General features: G+C 73.6%; 24 protein-coding genes and 1 pseudogene. 6 read left to right on the plus strand and 19 right to left on the minus strand.

The window, feature by feature from the left end:
* Nucleotides 1-4: 4 nt before the first annotated feature.
* The 5 genes and pseudogenes from BJF79_RS45930 to BJF79_RS45950 all read right to left on the minus strand — a co-directional run bounded on the left by BJF79_RS45930 (nucleotide 5) and on the right by BJF79_RS45950 (nucleotide 5,266).
* Nucleotides 5-1,264, minus strand: a complete 1,260-nt coding sequence (locus BJF79_RS45930) for an NAD(P)/FAD-dependent oxidoreductase (RefSeq protein WP_075906946.1) — start codon at nucleotides 1,262-1,264, stop codon at nucleotides 5-7.
* Between the two features lie 85 nt (nucleotides 1,265-1,349).
* On the minus strand, nucleotides 1,350-1,619 hold the full coding sequence (locus BJF79_RS68025) for an iron chelate uptake ABC transporter family permease subunit (protein ID WP_410050224.1): 270 nt from the start codon (nucleotides 1,617-1,619) through the stop codon (nucleotides 1,350-1,352).
* Nucleotides 1,534-3,408 (minus strand): annotated as a pseudogene (locus BJF79_RS52400) (iron chelate uptake ABC transporter family permease subunit); the annotation flags it as partial. The pseudogene BJF79_RS52400 and the gene BJF79_RS68025, both read right to left, overlap by 86 nt.
* Nucleotides 3,408-4,406 (minus strand): ABC transporter substrate-binding protein, encoded by a 999-nt coding sequence (locus BJF79_RS45945; protein WP_075906947.1) that lies wholly within the window; start codon nucleotides 4,404-4,406, stop codon nucleotides 3,408-3,410. The gene BJF79_RS45945 and the pseudogene BJF79_RS52400, both read right to left, overlap by 1 nt.
* A gap of 44 nt (nucleotides 4,407-4,450) precedes the next feature.
* Nucleotides 4,451-5,266 carry an ABC transporter ATP-binding protein gene (locus tag BJF79_RS45950; RefSeq protein ID WP_075906948.1) on the minus strand — a complete coding sequence of 272 codons (816 nt, stop codon included), beginning with the start codon at nucleotides 5,264-5,266 and terminating at the stop codon, nucleotides 4,451-4,453.
* A 234-nt stretch (nucleotides 5,267-5,500) separates the two neighbouring features.
* Here BJF79_RS45950 and BJF79_RS45955 point away from each other — a divergent pair, with 234 nt between their 5' ends.
* The gene (locus BJF79_RS45955; RefSeq protein ID WP_262403556.1) at nucleotides 5,501-6,085 is read left to right on the plus strand and encodes an acyltransferase; all 585 of its coding nucleotides are present in this window, start codon (nucleotides 5,501-5,503) and stop codon (nucleotides 6,083-6,085) included.
* Here BJF79_RS45955 and BJF79_RS45960 read toward each other — a convergent pair.
* The 9 genes from BJF79_RS45960 to BJF79_RS45995 are packed head-to-tail and all read right to left on the minus strand — an operon-like array spanning nucleotide 6,060 to nucleotide 14,986.
* Entirely contained in the window at nucleotides 6,060-6,683 is a 624-nt protein-coding gene (locus tag BJF79_RS45960; RefSeq protein WP_143220957.1) for a hypothetical protein, read from the minus strand. The genes BJF79_RS45955 and BJF79_RS45960 overlap by 26 nt on opposite strands.
* Before the next feature lie 23 nt (nucleotides 6,684-6,706).
* On the minus strand, nucleotides 6,707-8,149 hold the full coding sequence (locus BJF79_RS45965) for a glycosyltransferase (protein WP_075906950.1): 1,443 nt from the start codon (nucleotides 8,147-8,149) through the stop codon (nucleotides 6,707-6,709).
* Nucleotides 8,150-8,153: 4 nt separating this feature from the next.
* Nucleotides 8,154-8,672 carry a hypothetical protein gene (locus BJF79_RS45970; protein ID WP_075906951.1) on the minus strand — a complete coding sequence of 173 codons (519 nt, stop codon included), beginning with the start codon at nucleotides 8,670-8,672 and terminating at the stop codon, nucleotides 8,154-8,156.
* Nucleotides 8,669-9,013 carry a glycosyltransferase gene (locus tag BJF79_RS64680; protein ID WP_262403557.1) on the minus strand — a complete coding sequence of 115 codons (345 nt, stop codon included), beginning with the start codon at nucleotides 9,011-9,013 and terminating at the stop codon, nucleotides 8,669-8,671. The genes BJF79_RS45970 and BJF79_RS64680 overlap by 4 nt, the downstream gene beginning before the upstream one ends.
* Complete coding sequence (locus BJF79_RS64685) at nucleotides 9,013-9,882, minus strand: glycosyltransferase (protein WP_262403558.1); 870 nt, start codon at nucleotides 9,880-9,882, stop codon at nucleotides 9,013-9,015. Before BJF79_RS64685 ends, BJF79_RS64680 begins: the two co-directional genes overlap by 1 nt.
* Nucleotides 9,879-11,468: a glycosyltransferase family 4 protein gene (locus BJF79_RS45980; RefSeq protein ID WP_262403559.1), complete on the minus strand. Its 1,590-nt coding sequence runs from the start codon at nucleotides 11,466-11,468 to the stop codon at nucleotides 9,879-9,881. Before BJF79_RS45980 ends, BJF79_RS64685 begins: the two co-directional genes overlap by 4 nt.
* 53 nt (nucleotides 11,469-11,521) lie before the next feature.
* Nucleotides 11,522-12,832: a nucleotide sugar dehydrogenase gene (locus BJF79_RS45985; protein ID WP_075906952.1), complete on the minus strand. Its 1,311-nt coding sequence runs from the start codon at nucleotides 12,830-12,832 to the stop codon at nucleotides 11,522-11,524.
* Between the two features lie 19 nt (nucleotides 12,833-12,851).
* Nucleotides 12,852-13,883 carry a Gfo/Idh/MocA family protein gene (locus tag BJF79_RS45990; RefSeq protein ID WP_075906953.1) on the minus strand — a complete coding sequence of 344 codons (1,032 nt, stop codon included), beginning with the start codon at nucleotides 13,881-13,883 and terminating at the stop codon, nucleotides 12,852-12,854.
* Nucleotides 13,880-14,986, minus strand: coding sequence for a DegT/DnrJ/EryC1/StrS family aminotransferase (locus BJF79_RS45995; protein ID WP_075906954.1), 1,107 nt, complete (start codon nucleotides 14,984-14,986; stop codon nucleotides 13,880-13,882). The genes BJF79_RS45990 and BJF79_RS45995 overlap by 4 nt, the downstream gene beginning before the upstream one ends.
* Before the next feature lie 402 nt (nucleotides 14,987-15,388).
* Here BJF79_RS45995 and BJF79_RS54820 point away from each other — a divergent pair, with 402 nt between their 5' ends.
* Nucleotides 15,389-16,213: a hypothetical protein gene (locus BJF79_RS54820; protein ID WP_143220958.1), complete on the plus strand. Its 825-nt coding sequence runs from the start codon at nucleotides 15,389-15,391 to the stop codon at nucleotides 16,211-16,213.
* A 206-nt stretch (nucleotides 16,214-16,419) separates the two neighbouring features.
* Here BJF79_RS54820 and BJF79_RS46005 read toward each other — a convergent pair whose 3' ends face one another.
* The 3 genes from BJF79_RS46005 to BJF79_RS64695 are packed head-to-tail and all read right to left on the minus strand — an operon-like array spanning nucleotide 16,420 to nucleotide 18,271.
* The gene (locus BJF79_RS46005) at nucleotides 16,420-17,031 is read right to left on the minus strand and encodes a response regulator transcription factor (protein WP_316043574.1); all 612 of its coding nucleotides are present in this window, start codon (nucleotides 17,029-17,031) and stop codon (nucleotides 16,420-16,422) included.
* A gap of 23 nt (nucleotides 17,032-17,054) precedes the next feature.
* Nucleotides 17,055-17,396 carry a sensor histidine kinase gene (locus tag BJF79_RS64690; RefSeq protein WP_262403564.1) on the minus strand — a complete coding sequence of 114 codons (342 nt, stop codon included), beginning with the start codon at nucleotides 17,394-17,396 and terminating at the stop codon, nucleotides 17,055-17,057.
* The gene (locus tag BJF79_RS64695; protein ID WP_262403560.1) at nucleotides 17,303-18,271 is read right to left on the minus strand and encodes a histidine kinase; all 969 of its coding nucleotides are present in this window, start codon (nucleotides 18,269-18,271) and stop codon (nucleotides 17,303-17,305) included. The genes BJF79_RS64690 and BJF79_RS64695 overlap by 94 nt, the downstream gene beginning before the upstream one ends.
* A 172-nt stretch (nucleotides 18,272-18,443) precedes the next feature.
* On the opposite strand from BJF79_RS64695, the gene BJF79_RS46015 reads away from it, so the two are divergent.
* The 3 genes from BJF79_RS46015 (at nucleotide 18,444) to BJF79_RS46025 (ending at nucleotide 20,806) form a co-directional block, all read left to right on the plus strand.
* Entirely contained in the window at nucleotides 18,444-19,496 is a 1,053-nt protein-coding gene (locus BJF79_RS46015) for an ABC transporter permease (protein WP_075906956.1), read from the plus strand.
* Complete coding sequence (locus BJF79_RS46020) at nucleotides 19,493-20,200, plus strand: ABC transporter ATP-binding protein (RefSeq protein WP_075906957.1); 708 nt, start codon at nucleotides 19,493-19,495, stop codon at nucleotides 20,198-20,200. The genes BJF79_RS46015 and BJF79_RS46020 overlap by 4 nt, the downstream gene beginning before the upstream one ends.
* Nucleotides 20,201-20,341: 141 nt before the next feature.
* Nucleotides 20,342-20,806 (plus strand): pyridoxamine 5'-phosphate oxidase family protein, encoded by a 465-nt coding sequence (locus tag BJF79_RS46025; RefSeq protein ID WP_075906958.1) that lies wholly within the window; start codon nucleotides 20,342-20,344, stop codon nucleotides 20,804-20,806.
* 162 nt (nucleotides 20,807-20,968) lie between these two features.
* Here BJF79_RS46025 and BJF79_RS46030 read toward each other — a convergent pair whose 3' ends face one another.
* Nucleotides 20,969-21,631 carry a response regulator gene (locus BJF79_RS46030; RefSeq protein ID WP_075906959.1) on the minus strand — a complete coding sequence of 221 codons (663 nt, stop codon included), beginning with the start codon at nucleotides 21,629-21,631 and terminating at the stop codon, nucleotides 20,969-20,971.
* Between the two features lie 64 nt (nucleotides 21,632-21,695).
* Nucleotides 21,696-22,742, minus strand: coding sequence for a sensor histidine kinase (locus BJF79_RS46035; RefSeq protein WP_262403561.1), 1,047 nt, complete (start codon nucleotides 22,740-22,742; stop codon nucleotides 21,696-21,698).
* A gap of 256 nt (nucleotides 22,743-22,998) precedes the next feature.
* Between BJF79_RS46035 and BJF79_RS46040 the strand changes: the two genes are divergently transcribed.
* Nucleotides 22,999-23,337: a DUF6223 family protein gene (locus BJF79_RS46040; RefSeq protein ID WP_262403562.1), complete on the plus strand. Its 339-nt coding sequence runs from the start codon at nucleotides 22,999-23,001 to the stop codon at nucleotides 23,335-23,337.
* Nucleotides 23,338-23,520 lie beyond the last annotated feature (183 nt).

The following is a 23,520-nucleotide window of genomic DNA, read 5'->3' on the forward strand; positions in this document are numbered from 1 at the left end:
CGGACTACGGCTTCGACATCGCGGTGATGCGGCGGCGGGCGTCGATGGCGCGCAGGTCGTCCAGGACGGCTTGTGCGGCGCGGCGGCCGGACACCAGGGCGCCCTGGACGGAGCCGGTGTCGCGGTGGTCGCCGCACACGTACCGTTCGCGGCCGGTCCGCACCGGCTGCCGGAGGCGGAGGGGCGGGGGCATCGCCGGGAGGGCCTCGGCGACCGGATATGTCGCGAGATGCCGCCACGAGTTGGTGTGCCCGTAGATCTGCGTGAGGCGGTCGCGCACCCACGGTTCGTCGCCGTCCCCGTGCACGCCGAGGACGGACGTGGAGATCAGCGCGCGTCCGTCCGGCGAGTACTCCGGCGCCGCGTCGGTCAGGACGAGCGTGTCCGCGACGATCCCCTCCGCGTCGATGATCTGCACGGGTTCGCGCAGCGGCGACGACGGGGCGACGTGGTAGAAGGTCGTGACGGGCCGCATCGCGGGCGCCTCGATGCCGGGGACGAGCGCGGCGGCGGCCGTCGGGTCGGCCGCGACGACGACGGCGCGCGCGGGGATCGTCTCGCCGTCCGTCCGCACGCCCTCGCCGGTGATCTCCCGGACGGGCGTCTCCAGCGAGATCGTGCCCTCGGGGAGCCGGTCGGCGAGCTGGGCCGGGACCTCGCCCATGCCGAGCGCGGGGACGCCGATGGTGCCGCTCGCGAACGACCGCCAGAGCAGGTGGAAGTACCGGCTGGAGGTTTCGAGGTCGCGTTCGAGCAGGACGGCCGCGAGGAAGGGGCGCAGCAGCTTCTCGAGCATCGTGCCCGAGATGCCCCATTTACGCAGGTCGTCGGCCGTACTGCGTTCGGTCGCGGCGCGGAGGCGGGCCGGCGGCCCGGCCAGGTCGCGGGCGGTCATCGCGGCGAGCGCGGCCTTGTCGCGCGGGGTGCCGATCCCGGCGAGGAGGGTCGTCAGCGCGGCCGACGGGTGCCGCCACGGGAGCATCACGCGCTCGCGCCGCCCGTGGTCGTAGACCACCACCCCGGACGCGAACGGCCGCAGGTGCAGTTTCCCCAGGTCGAGCAGGCGGCGCGCCTCCGGATACGCGGTGTTGAACACCTGGAAGCCCCGGTCGAGGCGGAACCCGTCGACGACGTCGGTGCGCACGCGTCCGCCCACGCCGTCCGACGCCTCCAGCACCCGCACCGGCACGCCGTTCTCGCGCAGCCGGACGGCGCAGGCCAGCCCGGCGATCCCGGCGCCGACCACGATCACGGTGTCGGTCATCGCACCTCCTCGCGTCCGTCCGGGGCATGCCCGCCCGACCGGAGATGACGTCCGGAAGGGGGCAAAATCCCCGCAATGCCCCGCTTCAGGCCGTAGGGGTGCGGCGCATGAGCCAGATCAGGTACGGCGTGCCGAGGACGGCCGTCATGATCCCGACCGGGATCTCGACGGGCGCGAGCAGGGTGCGGCCGAGCGCGTCGGCGGCGACGACGAGGACGGCGCCGAGCACGGCGGCGACCGGGACGAGGCCGGGCGGTGCCGCCGCCCGCGAGGCGGCGGGCCAGGTGCGGGGCGACGAGCGCGACGAACCCGACGTTCCCGACGGCCGCCGCCGCGCCCGCCGCGAGCACCGCACCGGCGAGCAGGGCGAGCAGCCGGGCGCGTCCGAGGTTCAGCCCGAGCGCGCGCGGGAGGTCGTCGCCGAGCGCGAGCATGTTCACCGGGCGGCCCGACAGCGCGAACAGGACGGCGGCGAGCGCGGGCACGGCGAGCCAGCCGAGGGTCGTCGCGTCCCGGGCGTAGGTGCTGCCCGCCATCCAGGTCAGCGCCGCCGACACGTTCATCTGCTCGGCGACCACCATCATGTTCGTCACCGCGCTCATCGTGACGGCGACGCCGAGGCCGACGAGGACGACGCGCGTCGGGTCGAGGCCGTGCCGGTCGCGGGCGATCCCGACGACCACGACGAGCGCGAGGATCCCCCCGACCGACGCGAACACCGGGATCAGCGCGGCGGGCGCCCCCGGCAGCACGGTGATCAGCAGCACCGCCCCCGCGGACGAGCCCGCGGTGACGCCGAGGAAGCCGGGTTCGGCGAGCGGGTTGCGCACCACCGACTGGACGGCCGCGCCCGCGACCGCGAGGACGGCCCCGGCCAGCGCGGCCACGAGGATGCGCGGCAGCCGGTAGAACACGACCGCGTCGGACGATTCGGTGCCGGAGCCGGTCAGCGACGCGGCGACCTGCCCCCACGAGACGTCCACGTCGCCGATCCGCAGGCCGACCAGCATCGCGGCGGCGAGGGCCAGCAGCCCGCCCGCGAGGACGGCCGCGTAGCGGGGCCCGCGCGGCGGCGCGGTGACCGCGACGGCCGCGCCCGCGTCGGCGTCCCCGGTCTGGGTGCGGCGGGCGAGCAGGACGAACACCGGCCCGCCGATCAGCGCGGTCACGACCCCGACGGGCAGTTCGCCGAACCCGGCGGACGGCGGCAGGGCGAGGCGCGCGGCGGCGTCCCCGGCGAGGACGAGCAGGGCGCCGCCGAGCCCGGCGAGCGGCAGCAGCGCGAGGTGGCGGCGGACGCCGAGGCGGCGGACGGCTACCGGCGCCATGAGGCCGACGTAGCCGATCGGGCCGGTGAGGGTGACGGCGGCGGCCGCGAGCAGGACGGCCAGCAGCCAGGAGAGCACGCGCGTGCGGGCCACCCGGACACCGAGGGACTCGGCGGTGTCGTCGCCGAGCGCGAGGACGTCCAGCGGACGGGCGAGGGCGGGCGCGAGCAGCACGGCGGCGAGGACCACGGCGCCGATCGTCAGCGGCCGGTCGAGGCCCGGCTGCAGCAGCGTCCCGTTCCCCCACAGGAAGACGCCGCGGGTGGCGGGCTGGTCGACGAGCTGCAGGAACTCGGCCCCGGCCATGCCGCCGAGGGTGACGCAGGCGCCCGCGAGCAGCAGCCGTCCGGGGGTGAGGACGCCGCGCGCGGTCAGCAGGTAGACGATCGCGGCGGCGGCGAGCCCGCCGAGGAACGCGGCCCCGCCGGACAGCAGCGTGCCGGTCTCCAGGCCGAGGTAGGCGGCCAGCGCGACCGCGAAGTAGGCGCCCGCGTTGACGCCGAGGGTGTCGGGGGCGCCGAGCGGGTTGCGGGTGGAGCCCTGGATGAGGGCACCGGCGACGCCCAGGGCGACGCCGGAGGCGAGACCGGCGAGGGTGCGCGGCAGGCGGCTGCCCAGCAGGACGGCTTCGGCGCCGGAGTCGGCGTCGCCGACCGCGAACGCGATCAGGTCGCCGAAACCGACACCGGAGGCGCCCAAGGACAGGTGCAGGAGGGCCACCGCGCACAGGACCGCCACGAGCGCGCCCCCCGCCACGAAGGTGGACGGGCGGCGCGCGCGCAGAGCGACCTTGGCCTCGCCGGTCGTGACGGTCATCAGACCCCGAGCGCCTTGGCGGTCATGTTGAGGATGTGGACGCTCGACAGGACGCCGCCGTAGAACCAGGTGCCCGGGTCGAGGGCGATCGCGCGGTCGTCCTTGACGAACGCCGAGTCCGTCCAGACGGGGTTGTCGGCGAGCTGCTCCTCGAACGGGTTGTCGTCGTCGGCGGCGACGTACAGGAACGTCGCGTCGTCGGGGACCCGGGTCAGACCCTCGACGCCGACGGTCGTCATGCCCCAGTCGTCGGGCTTGCCGGTCCAGGTGTTCTTCAGCCCGGCGAGGTTCAGCACCTGCGCGACGAGCGCCTTGTCGGTGTGCATGCGGATCTGCGGGGCGTCGTTCGCGGTGAACGCCTGCGCGACCGCGTACTCCAGGCCCGCCTTGTCCGCCTTCTCCAGCCGCGTCTTCACGTCGGCGGCCGCGGCGTCGATCTTCTGCAGGACGGCCGGGGCCTGCTCCTGCTTCCCGACCGCCTTGGCCAGCTCGGTGAAGTTCGTCTTCATCGTCTGCAGCGCCGGATCGGCGAGCGGGTCGAACGCCAGCACCGGGGCGATGTCGGCGAGCTGGTCGTGGTTCGCGGCGACGCGGGACTCGTCGGAGACGATCAGGTCCGGCTTCAGCGCGCGGATCTTCTCCAGGCTCGGCTCCTGCCGGGTGCCGACGTCGGCGACGCCGCCGGGCAGCTTCGCCTCGGGCGCGCTGACCCACTTGGCGTACCCGGCGGAGTCGGCGTTGCCGACCGGAGTGACGCCGAGCGCCAGCAGGTTCTCGGTGTAGGTCCATTCCAGCGAGACGACGCGGGTCGCGGGCCCGTCCAGCGAGACGGGGCCGCGCGCGGTCGTGACGCTGATCGCGCCCTTACCGCCGCCGCCGTCGCCGCCGCCGGACGCGCCGCCGGTCTCGCCCGCCGAACCGCCGCCGCATCCGGCGGCGGCGAGGACGAGCGCCGTCGCGGCGGCGCCGCTCGTCAGCGCGCGCAGAAGTCTTCTCATCAGGGTTTCCTCAGGGTGAAAAGGGACGGTACCGGAAGGGAAGGTCAGGAGGCGGCCTGGCCGGCGCGCTTGGGGAAGCAGGCGAGGTGCCCGCCGACGGGGTCGCGGACGACGTCGACCTCGATGCCGAACGCGTGCGCGATCGTCTCGGGCGTCAGGACGTCCCCGGGCGTCCCGGACGCGGCGACCCCGCCGTCCGCGACGACCACGACCTCGTCGGCGTACGCGGCGGCCTGCATCAGGTCGTGCAGGACGACCCCGCAGGCGATGCCGTGCTCGCGTGCGAGCCGCCGCACCACGTCCAGGACCTCGAACTGGTGCTTCAGGTCGAGGTAGGTGGTGGGCTCGTCGAGCAGCAGGATCCCGGCGCGCTGCGCCAGCACGGTCGCGAGCCACGCGCGCTGCCGTTCGCCGCCCGACAGCTCGTCCAGCCGCCGGTCCGCGAGCGGCGTCGCGTCGCCGACGTCGAGGGCCCAGTCGATCGCTTCCTTGTCGCCGGCGGTGTGCCGGGCGAACGCGCCGCGGTGCGCGTACCGTCCGTGCCGGACCAGCTCCCGGACGGTCACGCCGGCGGGCACCAGCGGAGTCTGCGGGAGGAACGCCAGCCGCCGCGACAGGTCGCGGCGCGACAGCGAGCCCAGCGGCGCGTCGCCCACCTCGACCGTGCCCGCGATCGCGTCCTGCAGCCCGGCGACCGTCCGCAGGAGGGTCGACTTGCCGCAGCCGTTCGGGCCGACGAGCACGGTGACTTCGCCCGCCCGCAGCGTGAGGTCGACGCCGGAGAGCACGGCGCGTCCCTGGTGGCCCACGGTGAGTCCGCGGGCGCCGAGCAGGACGTCGCCGGTCGTTTGAGGGGCCACGTGCGCACTCCCGACGATCGGACGGAACGTTCCACGCGCGCGCGATCGCGTGCGCACGAGTTAGGGCAGGCTAACTTATAGATACCTCCCAGTTCATCCCAGGTCCAACCGTATGCCCGGCTCGGCGCCCCGTCCGGGCGCGCCGGTGGGCTCGGATGGCCGGGCCGGAACCGCCGATCGCGCCACAATGAACGGGACACCGGCCCGCTCGCACGCCCGTACGGAAGGCTCCCGATGAACCACCGCATCCTGCCGAGCGCCCAGGTCGACCCGTCCGCCGAACTCGGCGACGGGACGACCGTGTGGGACCTCGCCCAGATCCGCGAGGGCGCCCGGCTCGGCGCGGGCTGCATCGTCGGGCGCGGCGCGTACGTCGGCGCGGGCGTGCGGATCGGCGACAACGTCAAGCTGCAGAACCACGCGCTCGTGTACGAACCGGCCGTCCTCGAAGACGGCGTGTTCATCGGGCCCGCGGTCGTCCTCACCAACGACCGCGCGCCCCGCTCGGTCGACCCGGACGGCCGGCTGAAGCGCGCCGCGGACTGGGACGCCGTCGGCGTGCACGTCGCCGCGGGCGCCTCGCTCGGCGCGCGCAGCGTGTGCGTCGCGCCGGTGCGGATCGGGCGCTGGGCGATGGTCGCGGCGGGCGCGTCGTCTCCCGCGACGTCCCCGACTTCGCGCTCGTCGCGGGCGTCCCGGCCCGCCGGATCGGCTGGGTCGGCCGCGCCGGGCTCCGGCTGGACGAGCGCCCGGACGAGCCGGGCACCTGGGAGTGCCCGCAGACCGGCGAGGTCTACGCCGAGTCGTCCGGCGAACTGACCGAGCAGCGCTGACGTCTTCGCCGGTCAGGGCTTGGCGTCGAGGTCGCGGTCCTGGCGGGTCGTGACGACGGCGTCCGGGTGGCGGCGGGCCAGGCGGCGGGCGAGCGGCACGGACGCCGGTCCATCACGATGACCCGGACGGGCGGGGCCGCGGCGAGGTCGCGCGGGAGGCGCCGCCGCGCGACGCGGGCCAGCACGAGCGGGCGGGCGTGCCGGTAGAACGGCAGGAAGACCCGCCGGTGGACGGTACGGGACGCGCTCGTCCGCGCCCGTTCCAGCCGCGCGCCCGGACGGCCGAAGCGCACCACCGGACGCACGGCGACCCGCGGCAACCGGATCACGATCGTGTGCTCCAGCCACGGCAGCGGATGCCGGGCCTCGGCCGCGTCGAGCCGGTGCAGGCGCACCCGCCCGTCCAGTTCGTCCCAGCCGTCGGGTTCGGCGGTCACCACCTCGACCCGCGCGCCCTCCTCCTCCGCGAAGTGCCGGGCCAGCCCGAGGATCCGCCCGTACTGGCGCGCGGGTTCCACGCTCGGATCGGGGTCCATGGACAGCTTCGGGTCCATGGCCAGGATCATCACCCGGGGACTCCCCATGCCGTGCTCCTCTCGCAACGCGATCAACCGTCCCCGACGACGGGACGGCGGCGGGCGCGGCGCCCGCGGCGTCCGCGGCGTCCGCGGGCGGCGAGGTCGGTCAGGCGTTCCACGAGCGGGTCCAGCGCGACCGTCCGTTCGAAGCGGTTCGCGTAGGCGCGGGCCTCCGACACCTGGCGGTCGTCCAGACCGGCCGCCGCCTTCGCCGCCTCGACCATCGACACGGCGATGTCGGCGGGGTCGAGGCCGCCCGGGTTGAACCACAGCGGGTAGCCGCGCAGGAGTTCCTCGGCGGCCGAACCGGGCGCGTGGACGGACACGATGGGGCGGGCCGCCGCCATGTACTCGAAGATCTTCCCCGACGTGACGTACCGTCCGCCGCCGTTCAGGAACACGAGGACGTCGGAGTCCCGGTAGACGTCGGCGAGCGCCGTCTTCGACACGGGTCCGCGGTGCTGCACGCCCGGCGCGAGGACCCGCTCGTCCTGCCCGTCCGTCCCGCCGCGGCCGCCGTGCGCGCCGTCGCCGGACGGCCCGGCGAACCGCTTGCGGAGCAGGTTCCCGGTGCCCTTGAAGAAGCCGAAGTACCCGTAGAGGTCCAGTTCGGCGGACGCCATGTCGGGGTGCTCGCGGGCGCGGGCGAACCCCTCGGCCAGCTCCTCGATCGGCTGCTCCTTGGTGACCGTGCCGACGAACGTGAAGCGGGGCGCGTGCCCGCCGCTTTCCGCGCGCGCGGCCGGGGGCGGCTCCACGGTCGCCGGGAGCGTGTCGGCGTCCCACCCGTTCAGGACGGTCATCATGCGGTCGGCCGCGCCCGGGTAGCGCCCGGCGTGCCAGGACCGCTGCGCGTCGTTGACGTACAGCGAGTTCGCCGCGGACTTCAGCACCCGCCCCTCCCACCGCCAGGCCGGATGGTCCGCCTCGAACCGGGGCTCCTCGCTGAACTGGTCGAGCGTCCACGAGTCGCGGTAGTCGACGATGTAGGGCGTGCGGGTCAGCTTGTGGAACGCCCACGCGGCCGCGAACGAGGCGAACGGGTTCCCGGTCGCGAGGACGACGTCGAACCTGCGGCGCGCGTGCGTCCGCAGCGCCCGCCGGACGCCGTCGCGCGCCCACGACGCGTAGTGCTCCGGGAAGACGTGCTCCTGCCCCCACCCGTACACCGACTGCGCGAGCTGCGGGAACGTCCCGCGGAACCCGCTGTACTCGCGCACGTTCGTCTGCCAGACGAACCGGTTCAGGTCCGGCCGGACGATCGCGACGCGCGGATCGATCGTCGCCAGCAGCTCGTCGTCCACCGAGTCGAGCGTGTCGTAGAGGAACGGGAGCGGCGCCGCGAACACGGTGACGTCCCAGCCGAGTTCGGCGAGGCGGTTGGCGGTCGCCCGGGGGCGGTACACGCCGCTCGCCCGGGACGGCGGGAAGTAGAAGGCCAGGTACAGCAGGCGCGGACGGCGTCGGGTCATGACCTCATCCCCGTTCGTTGGCGACGGTGTAGGAGAGTCCCGCGCCCGCGCCGTCGATCACGTCCGCCAGCTCGGCCACGGTCGCCAGCGACTGGGCGTCGCCGACGACGACGAGGTCGATGGACCGGGCGCGCAGCAGCTCCCGGCGGACGGCCCGCCGCCTGACCTCGACCGGGTCGCGGCCGTAGACCCCGGCCAGGCGCCGGTTGACGGGACGGGCGACGCGCCGCATGTACGCGGCGTCGATCCGGCGGCCGGGCCCGCGCAGCGGCCCGGGAGTGCAGGCGCGCAGCAGCTTGCGCGGGATCCCGTACAGCAGGATCCGGACGGCGGCGGGACGGTAGCCGCGTTCGAGCGCGCGAAGTTCGACGCCGTCGACGCCGTCCGGGAACGGGTCGGCGCGCCACGCGTCCGGCTTGCGGATCAGGACGACGGCGGTGCCACCGGCCTCGACGACGCGCCGCGACTCGGTGGTGATCGCCGTCCGGCGGGACGCGCCGAGCGCCACGAACAGGACGTTCACGCCGCTCCCCTCTCGGTGTCGGTGTCCGGGAACCAGTGCCGGTGGTGCGCCCGGCCGACCGTGCGGTAGCCGAACCGCTCGTCCAGCACGCGGGCGGCGCGGGGGAGGTCGAGGCCGTGGGGGAAGCGGTCGCGCAGCCGCAGGTATCCGGCGACGAGCGACTCCGCGTCGTCCTCGACGGGGACCATCTCCCCGACCGCGTCCTCGACGCCTTCGAGGGTGTGCTCCGGCCCGCCGCACCGGGTGACCAGCACCGGCATCCCGGACGCGACCGCCTCGATGACCGACACGCCGAACGTCTCCCAGCGCGAGGCGTGGACGAGCAGGTCGTGCTCGCGCATCAGCCGGACGGCCGCGTCCGCGCGACCGCCCCGAGGAACGTCACCGCGTCCTCGACCTGGAGTTCGGCGGCCCGCTCGGCGAGCCGTCCGGCCAGTTCCCCGGACCCGGCGACGGTCAGCGTCAGCAGCGGGTCCTCGGCGCGGCACTTGGCGAACGCCTCCAGCATCCGCAGGACGCCCTTGCGTTCGATCAGCGTGCCGACGTACAGCCAGCGGCGCAGCCCGGTCACGGGCCGCGGGCGCGGCACGTCGAAGGAGATCGGGTTGGAGATCAGCTCGATCTTGCCGGCCAGCGCCGGGAAGGTGCCGGCGAGCCGCTCCCGCAGCGCCTCGGTGACCACGAAGAAGCCGGTGCAGCGGTCGAGGACCTCCTCGTACATGTCCCGGGAGTCCGGCTGGTCGAGGAGCCGGTCGATGTAGGAGGCGTGCTCGGTGACGAACACGCGCGCGTCCGGGCGGGCGCACTCCAGCGCCGTCCGGCCGCCGCGCAGCCCGGTGTGCGCGTGCACGACCGCCGCCGGGATCGGCTCGCCGCCGAGCGCTTCGCGCAGCCACGACGTGTGCAGCCGGGCCTGCGCGGCGAAGGTGAGGCCCCGGACCTGCGGAACCGGGACGCGCAGCAGCCGGGCGTCCGCGACCGTCGGCACGGTGCGCAGCGCGCGCGGGAGGAGGCGCCGGTGCGCCTCGTCCGCCGCCGCGCGCGGCCCTTTCGGCCCCGCGATCGGCCACGACTCGGTGTGGTAGACGGTGACCGCGCCGCAGCCGGGCGCCGTCGCCGCGACCATCGCCCGGACGAACGCCCCGGCCCACTCCTGCTGCGGGTTCGGGTACCAGGGCGTCAGGACGGCCACGTCCCGGTCGCCGGTCACCGCTCCTCCCCCGCGCCGATCAGGCGGCCCGGATCCGGGCCCGGATCCGGCGAACGGCGGGGCGTCGTGCGCGCGGCGGGCAGCAGGCCCGCGTAGACGCCGTCCAGGACGTCCGCCTGCGCCTCCCACGTCCACTCGCGGAGCAGGTCGGGGCGGTCGTCGTACACGGCCCGGTACCGTCCCGGGTCGCCGAGCACCGCCTCGACCGCCCGCACGTAGTCGTCCGGGTCCTCGGCGCGGAACACCTCGCCCTGCCCGGTGTTCTTCACCATGTCGCCCATCGCCCGCACGTCGCTGACTACGATCGGCAGCCGCGCGTGCGAGTACTCGAAGAACTTCGTGATCAGCGCGATCTCGTGGTTCGGCCAGTGGTGGATCGGGACGACGCCGATGTCGGCCGCCGCCAGGAACGGGACGACCTGGTCGAACGGCACGTACGGCAGCACGTGCACCCGGTCGCCGACGCCGAGCGCGGCGGCGCGGGCGATCAGGCCCTGGACGTACTCGGCGCGCGCCCGCGCGACGACCAGGGCGACGTGCAGCCGCGGCAGCCGCGGCAGCGTCTCGATCATGATGTCCAGGCCGCGCTGCACCGAGGCGCTGCCGCTGTAGACCGCGATCGGGACGTCCGGCCCGACGCCGCACAGTTCCCGCAGGTCCGGGACGGGTTCGGTGCTGCTCGGCGCGGCTTCGGTGATCGGCGCGTTGAGCACGACCGTCGGCGGGCGCGGCAGGCCGTGGGTCTCGGTGAGCAGGTCGGCGAGTTCCGCCGAGACGGTCACCACCGCGTCGGCGGCACCGGCGTACTCGCGCTCGTACGCCATCATCGCGGGAAGCCAGTGCGGTTCGGAGCCCCACGGTTTCGCGCCCGGCAGGAACTCGTGCGCGTCCCAGACCAGCTTCGCCCGGCGGCCCTTCGCCCGCGCCCGCCTGACCGCGCGCGCGCCGACCCCGAGCATCCGGAAGTCGTTGGCGTGGACGATGTCCGGTTCGAGTTCGTCGATGGCGTTCTTGTACGCGCTGTCCCAGTCCCACAGGTTGCGGTCGAGGACGCGCCAGGCCCGGTCGCCGAGCAGCGCCTGCCAGCACCTGATCGTGAGCCGCTCCACCGGCGCGTCCCGGTTCTTGCGGGCGGCGGCGAGCGAGTCCGTCTGGCGCGCGCGCAGCGCGACCCACCTGGACTGGAGCCGGGCCGTGCCCCCTCGTGCCAGCAGCCAGGCTTTGCGGACCGGACCCCCCGCCCCTGGCGCGAGGCGGCTCGCGGCGAGGTCGGCGCGCCGCGACTGGACGAGCCGGCGCCGGTAGTCCGCCACCTTCGGATGCCCGTAGGCGAGCGGGCGGCGCAACGTGGCGCGCAGGACCCCGTGCCTGCCGCGCGTCAGCGTGTGCTTCAGCGGGACGAGCTGCACGTGCGCCCCGCCCAGCTCCCACACCCGCTTCTTGCCGCCGGTGCAGCCGAGGAGGTGCACGTCCCATCCGGCGGCGGCCGCCGACGTCGCCGCCTTCTGCACCCGCGAGTCCCGCGCGACGTCGTTGTCGACGAGCATGACGATGCGGCCGCGAGCCGTCCTGTCTTCGCTGAGCATCCGATTCTCCTCCCTCGTTGGCTTGCGGCGCGTCGCCCTCGCGGGCCGCCGGATCAGGGGAGCGCGCCGCCGGTCGGCGCACCGGGCGCGCCGATGACGACGCGGTCGGCGCCCGTCCAGCGGGCGGGGTCGGTGACGCGGCGGCCGTCCACCAGGACCTTCACCCCGGGGAAGTCGGACGAGCCGAGCGTGCGGTACTCCGCGTGGTCGGCCTGGACGATCGCGGCCGTCACCGGCTCGCCCCGGTGCGGCGGCAGACCGAGCGCGTCCAGTTCGTCCGGCGAGTACAACGGGTCGGACACGTACGGGACGGCTCCGCGCGCGCGCAGCGCCTCGACCGTCGGGAAGACACCGGAGAACGCCGTCTCCTTGACGCCGCCGCGGTAGGCCGCGCCGAGCACGAGGACCGGCGCGCCCGTGAGGTCGCCGTAGGCGTCCGCGAGAAGGCCCGCCGCGTACGCGGGCATCGCGGCGTTGGCGTCGCGGGCGGCCCGCACGACCGTCGCGTCCGGGTCGTTCCACAGGTACATGCGCGGATATACGGGGATGCAGTGCCCGCCGACCGCGATGCCCGGACGGTGAATGTGGCTGTACGGCTGCGTGTTGCAGGCTTCGATCACCCTGCCGACGTCCACGCCGACCGTGTCGGCGTAGCGGGCGAACTGGTTCGCGAGCCCGATGTTCACGTCCCGGTACGTCGTCTCGGCGAGCTTCGCCAGCTCGGCGGCCTCCGCCGACCCGAGGTCCCAGACCCCGTTCGGACGGTCGAGGTCGGGCCGTTCGTCGAAGTCGAGGACCCGCTCGTAGAACTCCTTGCCGCGCCGCGCGGACGCGTCGTCGATGCCGCCGACCAGCTTCGGGTAGCGGCGCAGGTCGGCGAAGACCCGTCCGGTCAGCACCCGCTCCGGGCTGAACACCAGGTGGAAGTCCGCGGCCGCCAGACCCGACCCCGCCTCCAGCATCGGCGCCCATCTGCCGCGCGTCGTGCCGACCGGCAGCGTCGTCTCGTAGCTGACGAGCGTCCCCGGGCGCAGCCCCGCGGCGATCGCCCGCGTCGCGGCGTCCATCCAGCCGAAGTCGGGCGTGCCCGCCTCGTCGACGAACAGCGGGACGACCACGACGACCGCCTCCGACTCCGCGACGGCCGCCGCGGTGTCGGTCGTCGCCGTCAGCCGCCCGTCCGCGACCGTCTCGGCGAGGTACCGGCCCAGGTCGGCCTCGCCGGGGAACGGCTCGCGGCCCGCACCGACGTCGGCGACCACCCGCTCGTTCACGTCCGCGCCGACCACCCGGTGCCCCTTGCGGGCGAACTGCACCGCCAGCGGCAACCCGATCTTGCCGAGCGCGACCACGCAGATCCGCATGCCTTCCCTTCCTTCGCGATCAGGTGACACCCAGCACCTCCGACGGCGCCTTCAGCGAGACCGTCTCGCCCGTCCCGGCCGACTCCAGCACCGCCGCGGACACCTCGACCGTCCGCAGCGCCTGCCGCAGCGTCACGATCTCCCCCGCGCCGCCCGTCCCGTCCGTCCCGGCCAGGACGGCGTCGCGGAACCGTTCGTGCTCGACCCGCAGCGGCTCCGGCTTCGGGATCGCGTAGCGGATCATGTCGCCCTGCGAGACGCCCCGGAACGCCCGCAGCGCCTCCCACTCGTTGCGCAGCTCGCCGTTCGCGTGGAACGTCAGGTCGGCGGTGAGGGTGTCGGCGACGAAGCAGCCGCGCTCCCCCGTCACGACCGTCGTCCGCTCCTTCAGCGGGCTCAGCCAGTTGACCAGGTGGTTCACCATCGAACCCGCCGACAGCCGGCCGACCGCCGCGACCATGTCCTCGTGCGGACGGCCGCTGCGCGCCACCGTGTGCGCCGAGATCGACACGTAGTCCTGACCGGTGACCCACGCCGTCAGATCGATGTCGTGGGTCGCGAGGTCCTTGACGACGCCGACGTCGGAGATCCGGTGCGGGAACGGGCCCTGGCGGCGCGTGACCACCTGGAACACCTCGCCCAGCTCGCCCGCCTCCAACCGCGCCCGCATGCTCTGCAACGCCGGGTTGTACCGCTCGATGTGCCCGACGCCCGCGACCAGCCCGCGCGACTCGAACGCCGTCACCAGCCGCCGCGCCGCGTCGACCGAATCGGCCAGCGGCTTCTCGATGAGCGCGCCGACGCCCGCCTCCGCCAGCCGCAGCCCGACCTCCTCGTGCAGCGCGGTCGGGCACGCCACCACCGCGTAGTCGACGCCGAGCGCGACCAGCTCGTCCAGCGAACCCAGCAGCGGCACCTCGGCCGGGACCGTTCCGGGCCGCCCCGCCGGATCGACGACCCCCACCAGCTCGACGCCGTCCGTCCCGGCCAGCACCCGGGCGTGGTTGCGGCCCATCACCCCGAGCCCGACCAGCCCCGCGCGCAGGCTCATGCCGCACCCCCCGCGTTGACCGCGTCGGCGACGCGGGCCAGCTCGTCCCCGGTCAGGGCCGGATGCACCGGCAGCGACACCACCTCGGCGGCGGCGCGCTCGGTCTCCGGCAGGTCCCAGCGCGGATCCGGCCTCCCGGCCGCGAGGAACGGCCGCAGCCGGTGCACGGGCGTCGGGTAGTAGACGGCGTTGCCGATGCGGCGCTCGTCCAGATGCCGCCGCATCGCCTCCCGGTCGCCGCGCACCCGGACCGTGTACTGGTGGTAGACGTGCCGGGCGCCCTCGGCGACCGGCGGCGGCACCGCGCCGGTGATCTTCGCGTCGAGGAACGCGGCGTTCGCCCGCCGCACCTCGGTCAGCTCGGCGAGCCGCCCGAGCTGCACCCGTCCGATGGCCGCCGCGACGTCCGTCAGCCGCATGTTCGCGCCGACGATCTCGTTCGCGTACCGCTCCTCCATGCCCTGGTTGCGCAGCAGCCGGAGCGTCCGCGCGGTATCGGCGTCCGCCGTCGTGACCATGCCGCCTTCGAGCGAGTGCATGTTCTTCGTCGGGTAGAAGCTGAAGCACCCCGCGGTGCCGAGGGCGCCCGCGGGGACGCCGTCCAGCTCGGCGGCGTGCGCCTGCGCGGCGTCCTCGACGAGCGCCAGCCCGTGCCGTCCGGCGAGCGCCGCGAACCGTCCCATCGCCGCCGGATGCCCGTACAGGTGGACGGGCATGATCGCGGCGGTCCGCGGCGTGATCGCGGCCGCCGCCGCGGCCGGATCGAGGCAGAACGAGCCCGGCTCGATGTCCGCGAAGACGGGCTCCGCCCCGGCCAGCCGCACCACGTTCGCGGTCGCCGCGAACGTGAACGACGGCACGATCACCTCGTCCCCCGGACCGATGCCGAGCGCCAGCAGCGCCAGGTGCAGCGCGGACGTCCCCGAGTTGACGGCGACGCAGTGCCGCCCGTCCACCAGCGCGGAGAACTCCTCCTCGAACGCCGCGACCTCCGGCCCCTGCACCACCCGTCCGCCGCGCAACACCCGGACCGCGGCCTCGATCTCCGCGTCGCCGATCAAGGGTCTCGCCGCGGCGACGGGCTCCCCGGATTCCTCGGTCATGGGCAACTCCTCATGGCGGTGGCCGTCCACGGAACGGCTCTCGAACACCCGGAAGAGCGCGCGTGACGGCAACGCATCGCGGACCGCGAAAGTCTCGCTTAACGGTCGGATTGTAACCATTGCCGTCCGCGTCCAGCACGCTCCACAAAGCGTCCTTGCCATACTCCAGCACACTATGTACGCACTCGTGGCAAATCTGCGCTTCCACCCCCCACCACCCTTCCCAGAGGGGTTTCCCGCCACGCACAATCCGCATCTGACCTGCCGAAACACACCACCACCCCAGCAAGCCACCTGCGCTTAACCGGAAATTCGCTCGCACTTCATGGCGTCGTAGTCCAGATCACCACCCCCCTTCACCGCACTTTCTTCCGAACGACGCCAAACGCTTAATCGACCGCCATGAACATCACTCATCACCCTGAATCGTCCAGGAACCGCGACCTCATCCGCGCCCAGCGGATGCACGCCATCCGACCGGCGCCACCACCGCACCCCGCCGCCGCAGGCGTCACGCTCATGACCTCCGCGTGCTCCGCCACGATCGGGCTCTCCCCGGCCTCCGCAGCCACATCCACGAACACCCGCTCGGCGGCGTCCGGCGCGCTCTACCTGCCCAAGCCGACCGGCCCGCATCCAGTCGGCACAACCTCGCTCTACCTCAAGGACGGCTCCCGCACCGACCCCTGGGTTCCGTCGGTCAAGGCCCGCGAGCTCGTGGTGGCCCTGTGGTATCCGGCGACCTCACCGACCGGACGGCGCGCACCGTACATGACCCCCAAAGAGTCCGAGCTCATCCTCGAAGACGTGGGGATCGGCGGCGTGCCGCTGGTGACGTCGCCCGCGCGGTCGCCTGCGGGCCCCGCACCGTGCTGGACCACCACTCGCGACCAGGTTGTCCACGCCGCCGGGATCATCACTGGCGCCCCGCTGACCTGGTCGGACGCATCGGCCGTCCTGGCCGCCCTCCTGTGCCCTCGCCGAATCGGGGGCTGCCCCCGCGTGGCAAAACGGGCGATCGCCGAACACCACACCAAAGGCAAGGTCGACCGCACCACCTGCCGGGCGACCCCCGCTGGTGATGGTCACACCGACATCCTCAACGAACCCAAGCCGACACCCGCCAGACACCTCGAACCCGAGCCGCCCCCCAGACACCCTGGCCAACCGACACCCGCCAGACCCCCTGAGCCTGAACCGACTCCTCCAGGCACCTTGGCTAGCTGACACCTCCACGACCACGCCCGGCGGGTCGGCGGCGAGCGTCCGCGGCGAGAGTCGCGCGCGGCGACGCTCCGGCGCCATCCAGGCACCTTGGCTAGCCGACACTCGCCAGACACCTCGGCTAGCCAACACCCCCAGACACCTTGGCTAGCCGGTACCGCCGGTGCCGCCGGTACCGCCGGTGCTAGCCGGTGCCGCCGGTACCGGGGTCAGCGGGGGCGGATCAGGCCCTGGCGGGTGGCGGCGGCGACCGCGGAGGTGCGCGAGTCGACGCCGAGCTTGGCGTAGATGTGCACCAGGTGCGTCTTGATCGTGGTTTCGCTGAGGAAGAGCCGCTTGCCGATCTGCCGGTTCGGCAGGCCCTCGGCGACCAGCCCGAGCACCTCCAGCTCGCGGGTGGTGAGGGTGGCCGCGGGGGCGCGCATCCGTTCCAGGAGCCGGGACGCGACGCTGGGCGCGAGGGCGCTGTCACCGGACGCGGCGGCGCGGACGGCCGCGTGCAGCTTCTCCGGCGGCGCGTCCTTCAGCAGGTAGCCGGTCGCGCCCGCGTCGACGGCGGCGATGACGTCGGTGTCGGTGTCGAAGGTGGTGAGCACCAGCACCCGGGGCGCGTCCGGCCCGGAGCCGGTGATCCGCCGGGTCGCCTCGCTGCCGTGCATGCCCGGCCCGAGTTGCAGGTCCATGAGGACGACGTCCGGGGCGAGGCGCCGTGCCTGTGCGACGCCGTCCTCGCCCGTCGCGGCCTCGCCGACGAGTTCGAAGTCGGGCTGGTCGAGCAGCATGGCGCGCAGGCCGGAGCGGACGACCGGGTGGTCGTCCACGAGCAGGATCCGGATGGGCGGGTTCAGGGCTCCTCCCCACGGGGCTCGGGCAGCGGCAGCGGCAGCGACGCCACGACGGCGGTGCCCTCGCCGGGGCTGGACTCGACGGTGAGCATCCCACCGAGCAGGTACATGCGATCGAGCATGGCGCGCAACCCGAAGCCGGTGCGTCCGTCCGGGCCGGGCCCGTTCGCCGCCGCGGCCTCCGGAGCGAAACCGCATCCGTCGTCGACGATGTCCAGCACCACCATGTCGTCAAGGTAGGTCAGCGTCACCTGCACGTTGTCGGCGCGGGCGTGCTGGACGGCGTTGCCGAGGGCGCCCTGCGCGATGCGGACGAGCGCGGACCGGTGGTCGTCGGGCAGGTCGGCGGGGACGCCCCAGGTGTCGAAGTGCATGTCGATCGAGGACCGTGCCGCCGCCGACTCGGTGACGCGGCGCAGCGCGTCGGCGAGGGACGATCCGTGCAGGACGGGCGAGGAGAGTCCGAGCACGAACCTGCGTGCCTCTTCGAGGTTCTCCGCGGCGGCGCGTTCGGCCTCGTCGAGTCGGCCGCGCGCGGCGCCGCGTCGGCGTCGAGGTCGCGGCGGACCGCCCGCAGCAGCAGGATGATGCTGGACATGCCCTGCGCGAGCGTGTCGTGGATCTCGCGGGCGAGCCGCTCCCGTTCGGTGAGCTTCGCCGCGTCCGCCTCCGCCCGGACGAGACGTTCGCGGGTGGCGACCAGCTCCTCGATCAGCCGCTGGCGTCTCAGCCCCTCCTCGTAGAGGGCCTTGTAGGCGAGCGTCATGAAGGTCGCGACGGCGGCGCCGATGCTCGGCCCGAGCACCTCCGCCAAGGTGACGCCGCCGCCGGGCCAGGCCACGAGGCCGATCGCCGCGCCCGTCAGCAGCACCACGCCGACCAGCGCGACCGGCAACGACAGCAGGTACATGTAAACGAAGAACAGCGGGAACGCGAGCCACACGAAGCTCGGCGACGCGACCGTCAGCCCGGCCCAGCCGAGCGTGAGCAGCACCAGCCAGATCTGGGCGCCGTCCCGCCGGTTCGCGCGGCGGGTCCGCCGGTCGATCGGCCCGATCACCAGGTACGCCGCCCCCAGCACGGCGCCGCCGACGGCGGCCCCCGGCACGCCCTCGGCGACGCTGCGGACCATGGCGATCGCGAGCAGCACGAAGAACGTGCCGTGCACCGCCAGGCTCAGCAGCCGAACCGCCGTGGAGAACAAATCGTCCTTCATAACTCACCCAGCGTAAGCGGCGAGATCGCGCCCTCCACATCCATCAAAAGGACGACCCCGCCCCGTCCGTTCTAAGGCGCCCCGCCGATGCGTCAGCACGATCCCCCGCACCGAGCCCGCCACCGAAGCTGGAAACGTCCAAGCCCGTCTCACCCAACTCAAGGGAGCGACCGTGTTCGTGGCACTGAGGGACCTGCGGTTCGCCAAGGGGCGGTTCGCCCTGATGGGGTCGGTGGTGCTGCTCATCACGCTGCTGGTGACGATGCTGTCCGGCCTCACCGAAGGGCTGGCCCGCGACAGCACGTCCGCCGTCACCGGCCTGCCTGCCGACCGGATCGTGTTCTCGAACCCACCAGAAGGCGAGCCGTCGTTCGCCGAAAGCCGCATCGACGAAGAGACCCTCCGGGCCTGGCAGGACGTTCCGGGCGTCACGGCCGAGCCGCTGGGCGTCTCGATGAGCCGACTCGCCCACGGCGCGGGCGGTACTCCCGCCGCACTGTTCGGCATCCCACCCGGAAGCACCGCGGGCACCGTCCCGTCCACCGGCGAGATCGTGCTGTCGGCCGGGCTCGCCGAAACCTCCGGCCTCGCACCGGGCGACCGTGTACGCGTATCGGGACGCACGCTCACCGTCACCGGCACCTCCGGCGACGCGTCCTACGGGCACAGTCCGGTCGCCTGGACGGCCCTCGACGACTGGCGCGCGATCGTCCCGGCGGAAGCACCGACCGTCCTGCTGCTCCGGGTGAACGGCGACCCGGACCTCGCGGCGGCCGACGCCCGCCTGAACACGACGGCGCTCACACCCGGCGACGCCAGATCGGCCGTCCCTTCCTTCTCCGCCGAGAACGGGTCGCTGCAGCTCATGCGCGGATTCCTGTTCGTCATCTCCGCGCTGGTCATGGGCGCCTTCTTCACCGTCTGGACGATCCAGCGCCGCGCGGACGTCGCGGTACTGAAGGCCCTCGGCGCGAGCACCGGCCACCTGCTGCGGGACGCGCTCGCGCAGGCGGTCCTGATCCTGACGGCGGGGGCGGGCCTCGGCGGAGCGATCGGCGCACTCGCCGGGTTCGCCCTCGGCGGCGGCGTCCCCTTCGTGGTCTCCGCCGCCACAACCCTGCTTCCCGCCGCGGTGATGATCCTCCTCGGCACCACCGGGGCGGCCGTCGCCGTCCGCGCGATCACCTCCGTCGACCCGCTGACCGCTTTGGGAGCCGCACGATGAGCAGCCTCGCCCTGCACGACGTCGTCCTGACCTACCCCGACGGCGAACGCACCCTGACCGCCCTCGACCACGTGAACCTGATGGTCGAACCGGGAGAGCTGGCGGCCGTCGTCGGCCCGTCCGGCTCCGGCAAGTCCAGTCTGCTGGCCGTGGCGGGCACGTTGCTCGGCCCCACCTCCGGAGCGGTCACCGTGGCCGGCCGCGAGGTCACCGCGCTGCGCCCCGCCGACCGCGCCCGGCTGCGCCGCGACCAGGTGGGCATCGTGTTCCAGCAGCCCAACCTGCTCCCCTCCCTGACCGCCCTCGACCAGCTCACGGTGATGGCCCACCTGGCGGGCCGCTCCCCGCGGCGCGCCACCGGTCGGGCCCGCGACCTCCTGGACGCCGTCGGGCTCGCCGACGCCGGGCACAAACGCCCGCACCAGCTGTCGGGAGGCGAACGCCAGCGCGTCAACATCGCCCGTGCCCTGATGAACTCCCCGGAGGTCCTTCTCGTGGACGAACCCACCAGCGCCCTCGACCACCACCGAGGCGAGCAGGTCGTGAACCTCCTCGCCGACCTCACCCACGACCACGGACTCGCCACCGTCATGGTCACCCACGACCGCGACCAGCTCGCCACCGCCGACCGAGTGCACACCATGACCGACGGCCGCCTCACCTCCCGACCCCCCGCAACCACCCGGGGCACCGCCATGAAGTGACTCCACAACCCCACCGTCCCCACGCACAAACCCACCCATTCCTTTTAGCCGCCCGAAGAGGCAGATAGGAGCTTGTCGGTCGCTGGGAGTAGGACCAGCGACTCATGTGCGCTTTCGACGACTCTGGCTAAGGTCGACCCCATGCAATCAACAACGGGAATCACTCATCGCGAGGTGCCGGAGCGTAGGCGCCACACCCTGGAACGGCTCGCTGCCGAGCGGGATATATGGGTGTCGACAGCGCACCCCGATCACGGCCCGCACCAGATACCGCTGTGGTTCTCGTGGGACGGCCGAGCGGTATGGATGTGCACCAGCGCAACCTCTGTGACTGTGCGGAACGTCCGCAAGGAGCCGCGTGTGCGCCTGGCCCTGCCGGACACCTTCGACGTGGTACTTCTACAAGGAGAGGCGGAATGTTTTCCAGACCAGAACGCGCCCGAGGACGCCGCGAACGCGTTCGCCGACAAATTCGGATGGGATCCGCGCACCGAGGAAGACCCTTTTCTATATATACGCGTGGAGCCGAAGACAGTGCACGCTTGGCGGGGAGAACCAGAACTGCGCGGCAGGGTCATCATGCGCGACGGAGTGTGGCTGGGGTAGCGATCGCCCAGTCGGACGGCTCGGTCACGGATACACCAGGGCAAAGGTGCTCTGATACGGCGGGTCGCCTTGGCTCCGGATGCCTCCCTCATCTACGGGGCCCGCCCGGTTCGTACGTCCACGGGAAGGAAGGCGCGACCGGCCATCGCGACAACGCGGACGTCAGGGCTTGCGTGGGATCACCAGACCGGATTCGTACGCGAGGATGACGAGCTGGGCGCGATCGCGGGCGCGGAGCTTGGTCATGGCCCGGTTGACATGGGTCTTCGCCGTCATCGGGCTGATCACCATGCGATCGGCGATCTGGTCGTTGGACAGGCCCCGCGCGACCAGGACGACGGCCTCACGCTCACGTACCGTCAGTTCTTCCAGGCCCGAACCCTTGCCGCCGTCGGGCGGGTGGGCGACGTACCGGTCGATGAGCTTGCGGGTGATGGACGGGGCGAGCAGCGCGTCGCCGCGCGCGGCGACGCGCACGGCGTGCAGGAGGTCTTCGGGCACGATGTCCTTGACGAGGAACCCGGCCGCACCCGCGCGCAACGCCTTGAAGACGTACTCGTCCATGCCGTAGTTCGTCAGGATGACGACGCGCACCCGGGCGAGGGCGGGGTCCGCGACGATGCGCCGGGTCGTCTCGATGCCGTCGAGGACCGGCATCCGGATGTCGATGAGAGCGACGTCCGGCAGGTGCTCCCTGGACAGGGCCAACCCTTCCGCGCCGTCGCCGCCTTCGGCAACGACCTCGATGTCGTCTTCGAGATCGAGCAGCGCACGGAACCCGCCACGGAGCAGCGGCTGGTCGTCGACCAGCAGGACGCGGATCACGACGATCGCTCCACGGGGAGTTCGGCCCGCACGACGAAGCCGCCCTCGCGGCGCGGTTCGGCGCTCATCCGGCCGCCGAGAGCGGCGACCCGCTCGCGCATGCCGAGCAACCCGACACCGGGTGCGGGCACGGTGCCCGGCGCGGCCCTGCCGTCGTCGTCGACGCGGATCGCGAGCGTGTCCGGGCGCAGTCGATCCTGACCGACGCCGCCGCCGCGTCCGCGTGACGGGCGATGTTGGTGAGCGACTCCTGGACGATCCGGTAGACGGTGCGTTCCACCGCCGCGGGCACGTCGCGTCGCGGTCCCTCGATCGTCAGGGTCGCGTCCAGGCCGAGAGCACGAGCCCGTTCGACCAGTTCGGGGACGTGGTCGAGCCCGCGCGGCGGAGCCGTGTCGTCGTCGCGCAGCGCCTCAAGGGTCGCCCGCAGCTCGCGGGTCGCCTCCCGTCCCGCCTCCTGGATGGCCAGCAGGGCCTCCGGCACCTTCTCCCCACGCTTGCGCGCCACATGGACGGCGACTTCGGCCTGCACTTTGACGATCGAGATCTGGTGGGTGAGCGAATCATGCAGTTCCCGGGCGATGTGCAGCCGTTCTTCGGCGGCGCGGTGCCGCGCGGCCTCCTCCCGGGTGCGTTCGGCTTCGTCGGCCCGCCGCTCGGCCTGCCGCAGCGCCTCCCCCGCGGCACCGGCCGCGATCAGCCATGCCAATTCGAGGGCGCCGCGGGCCTGAGCGAACGCTTCGCCCGTGTCATGCAGGCCGGACGCCAAAGCCGCGAGCGGAAGGGCCGCCATCATGATCAGGCTCGCCGCCACCGTGAGCGTGCGGCGCCCGGCCCGCACGGCCGCGTACACCGCGACGAGGTAGGCGACCGCGGGCACGTCATAACCGGCCGCCTGGTAGCCGACCGCACACAGCCCCGTGACGGCCAGGACGGGGACCGGGGACCGGCGGCGCGCCGCCAGCGCGGCACCGCCGGCCACCAGCAGCACGCAGCCGAGCAGGTCGAGGCCCGTGTCGGGGCGCTGCTCCGACAGCCCGGTGACCAGCAGGACGGCGGCCACCCCGACGGCGACCGTCCAGTCCGTGACGCCGTTCCGCAGCGTGCCCATGCGCGAACACTAACCGGATGCCCCCGCGAGCGACTCCTGCGTCCGGACGATCGGCCGCCTACCGCACCCGCGGTATCCGCGGGGCTCCTGCCGTCGCCGCGGTAACCGGCTGCGGCACCGGCGGCAGGGCGAATTGCCCGCGTTCGCCGGACGCCCGACGCGGCGTCCGGAAGACATGATCTGCACATATCCGGCCACGAGAAAAGGAGCGCCTCATGTTGGTCCGAATGTTCGCCGCGTCGGCGGCCGCGCAGGAATGGGTCCGGCCGATCGCCGCCGACGCGTACACCATGAGCGCCGGACGCCTCGGCGCCATCGTGGCCGCGCTCGCCGGACTCGCGGGCGTGGGGATCGCGCGCTGGCCGTCGCCCGCTCCACCGGCCGCGCCGGCGCCGGAAACGTGCGGCGCGGCGCGATCGCGGCCCTGGTCGCCGGACCGTTCGGCATGGCCCTCGGCGGACTCGTCGTCGCCACCGCCGACGGCGGCCTCGGCACCGGCAACGGGCTGGGCGGAGGCGTCGTGGCCCTGCTGGTGGGGCTGGTCGGCACGGCCCTCGGCGGGCTGGCGCTGACTCGCGCCCACCGCACGCACTGACCCCGCCGCCGCCGGGCGACCGGGACGCCGTCGACCGCCCGAACGTCCACGGCCCGTCCGCGCGTGGTCGCCGACGGACCGGGAACCGAACACGCGCCGAGGATGGCCAGCGACGGAGAGCGCGTGGTCCTCGGCAAGCCGGACCAGCAGCCGCAGGACACAGCCGTCACCCCGTCCACCCCG

Source organism: Actinomadura sp. CNU-125, from assembly GCF_001942465.1.
Lineage (GTDB): Bacteria > Actinomycetota > Actinomycetes > Streptosporangiales > Streptosporangiaceae > Spirillospora.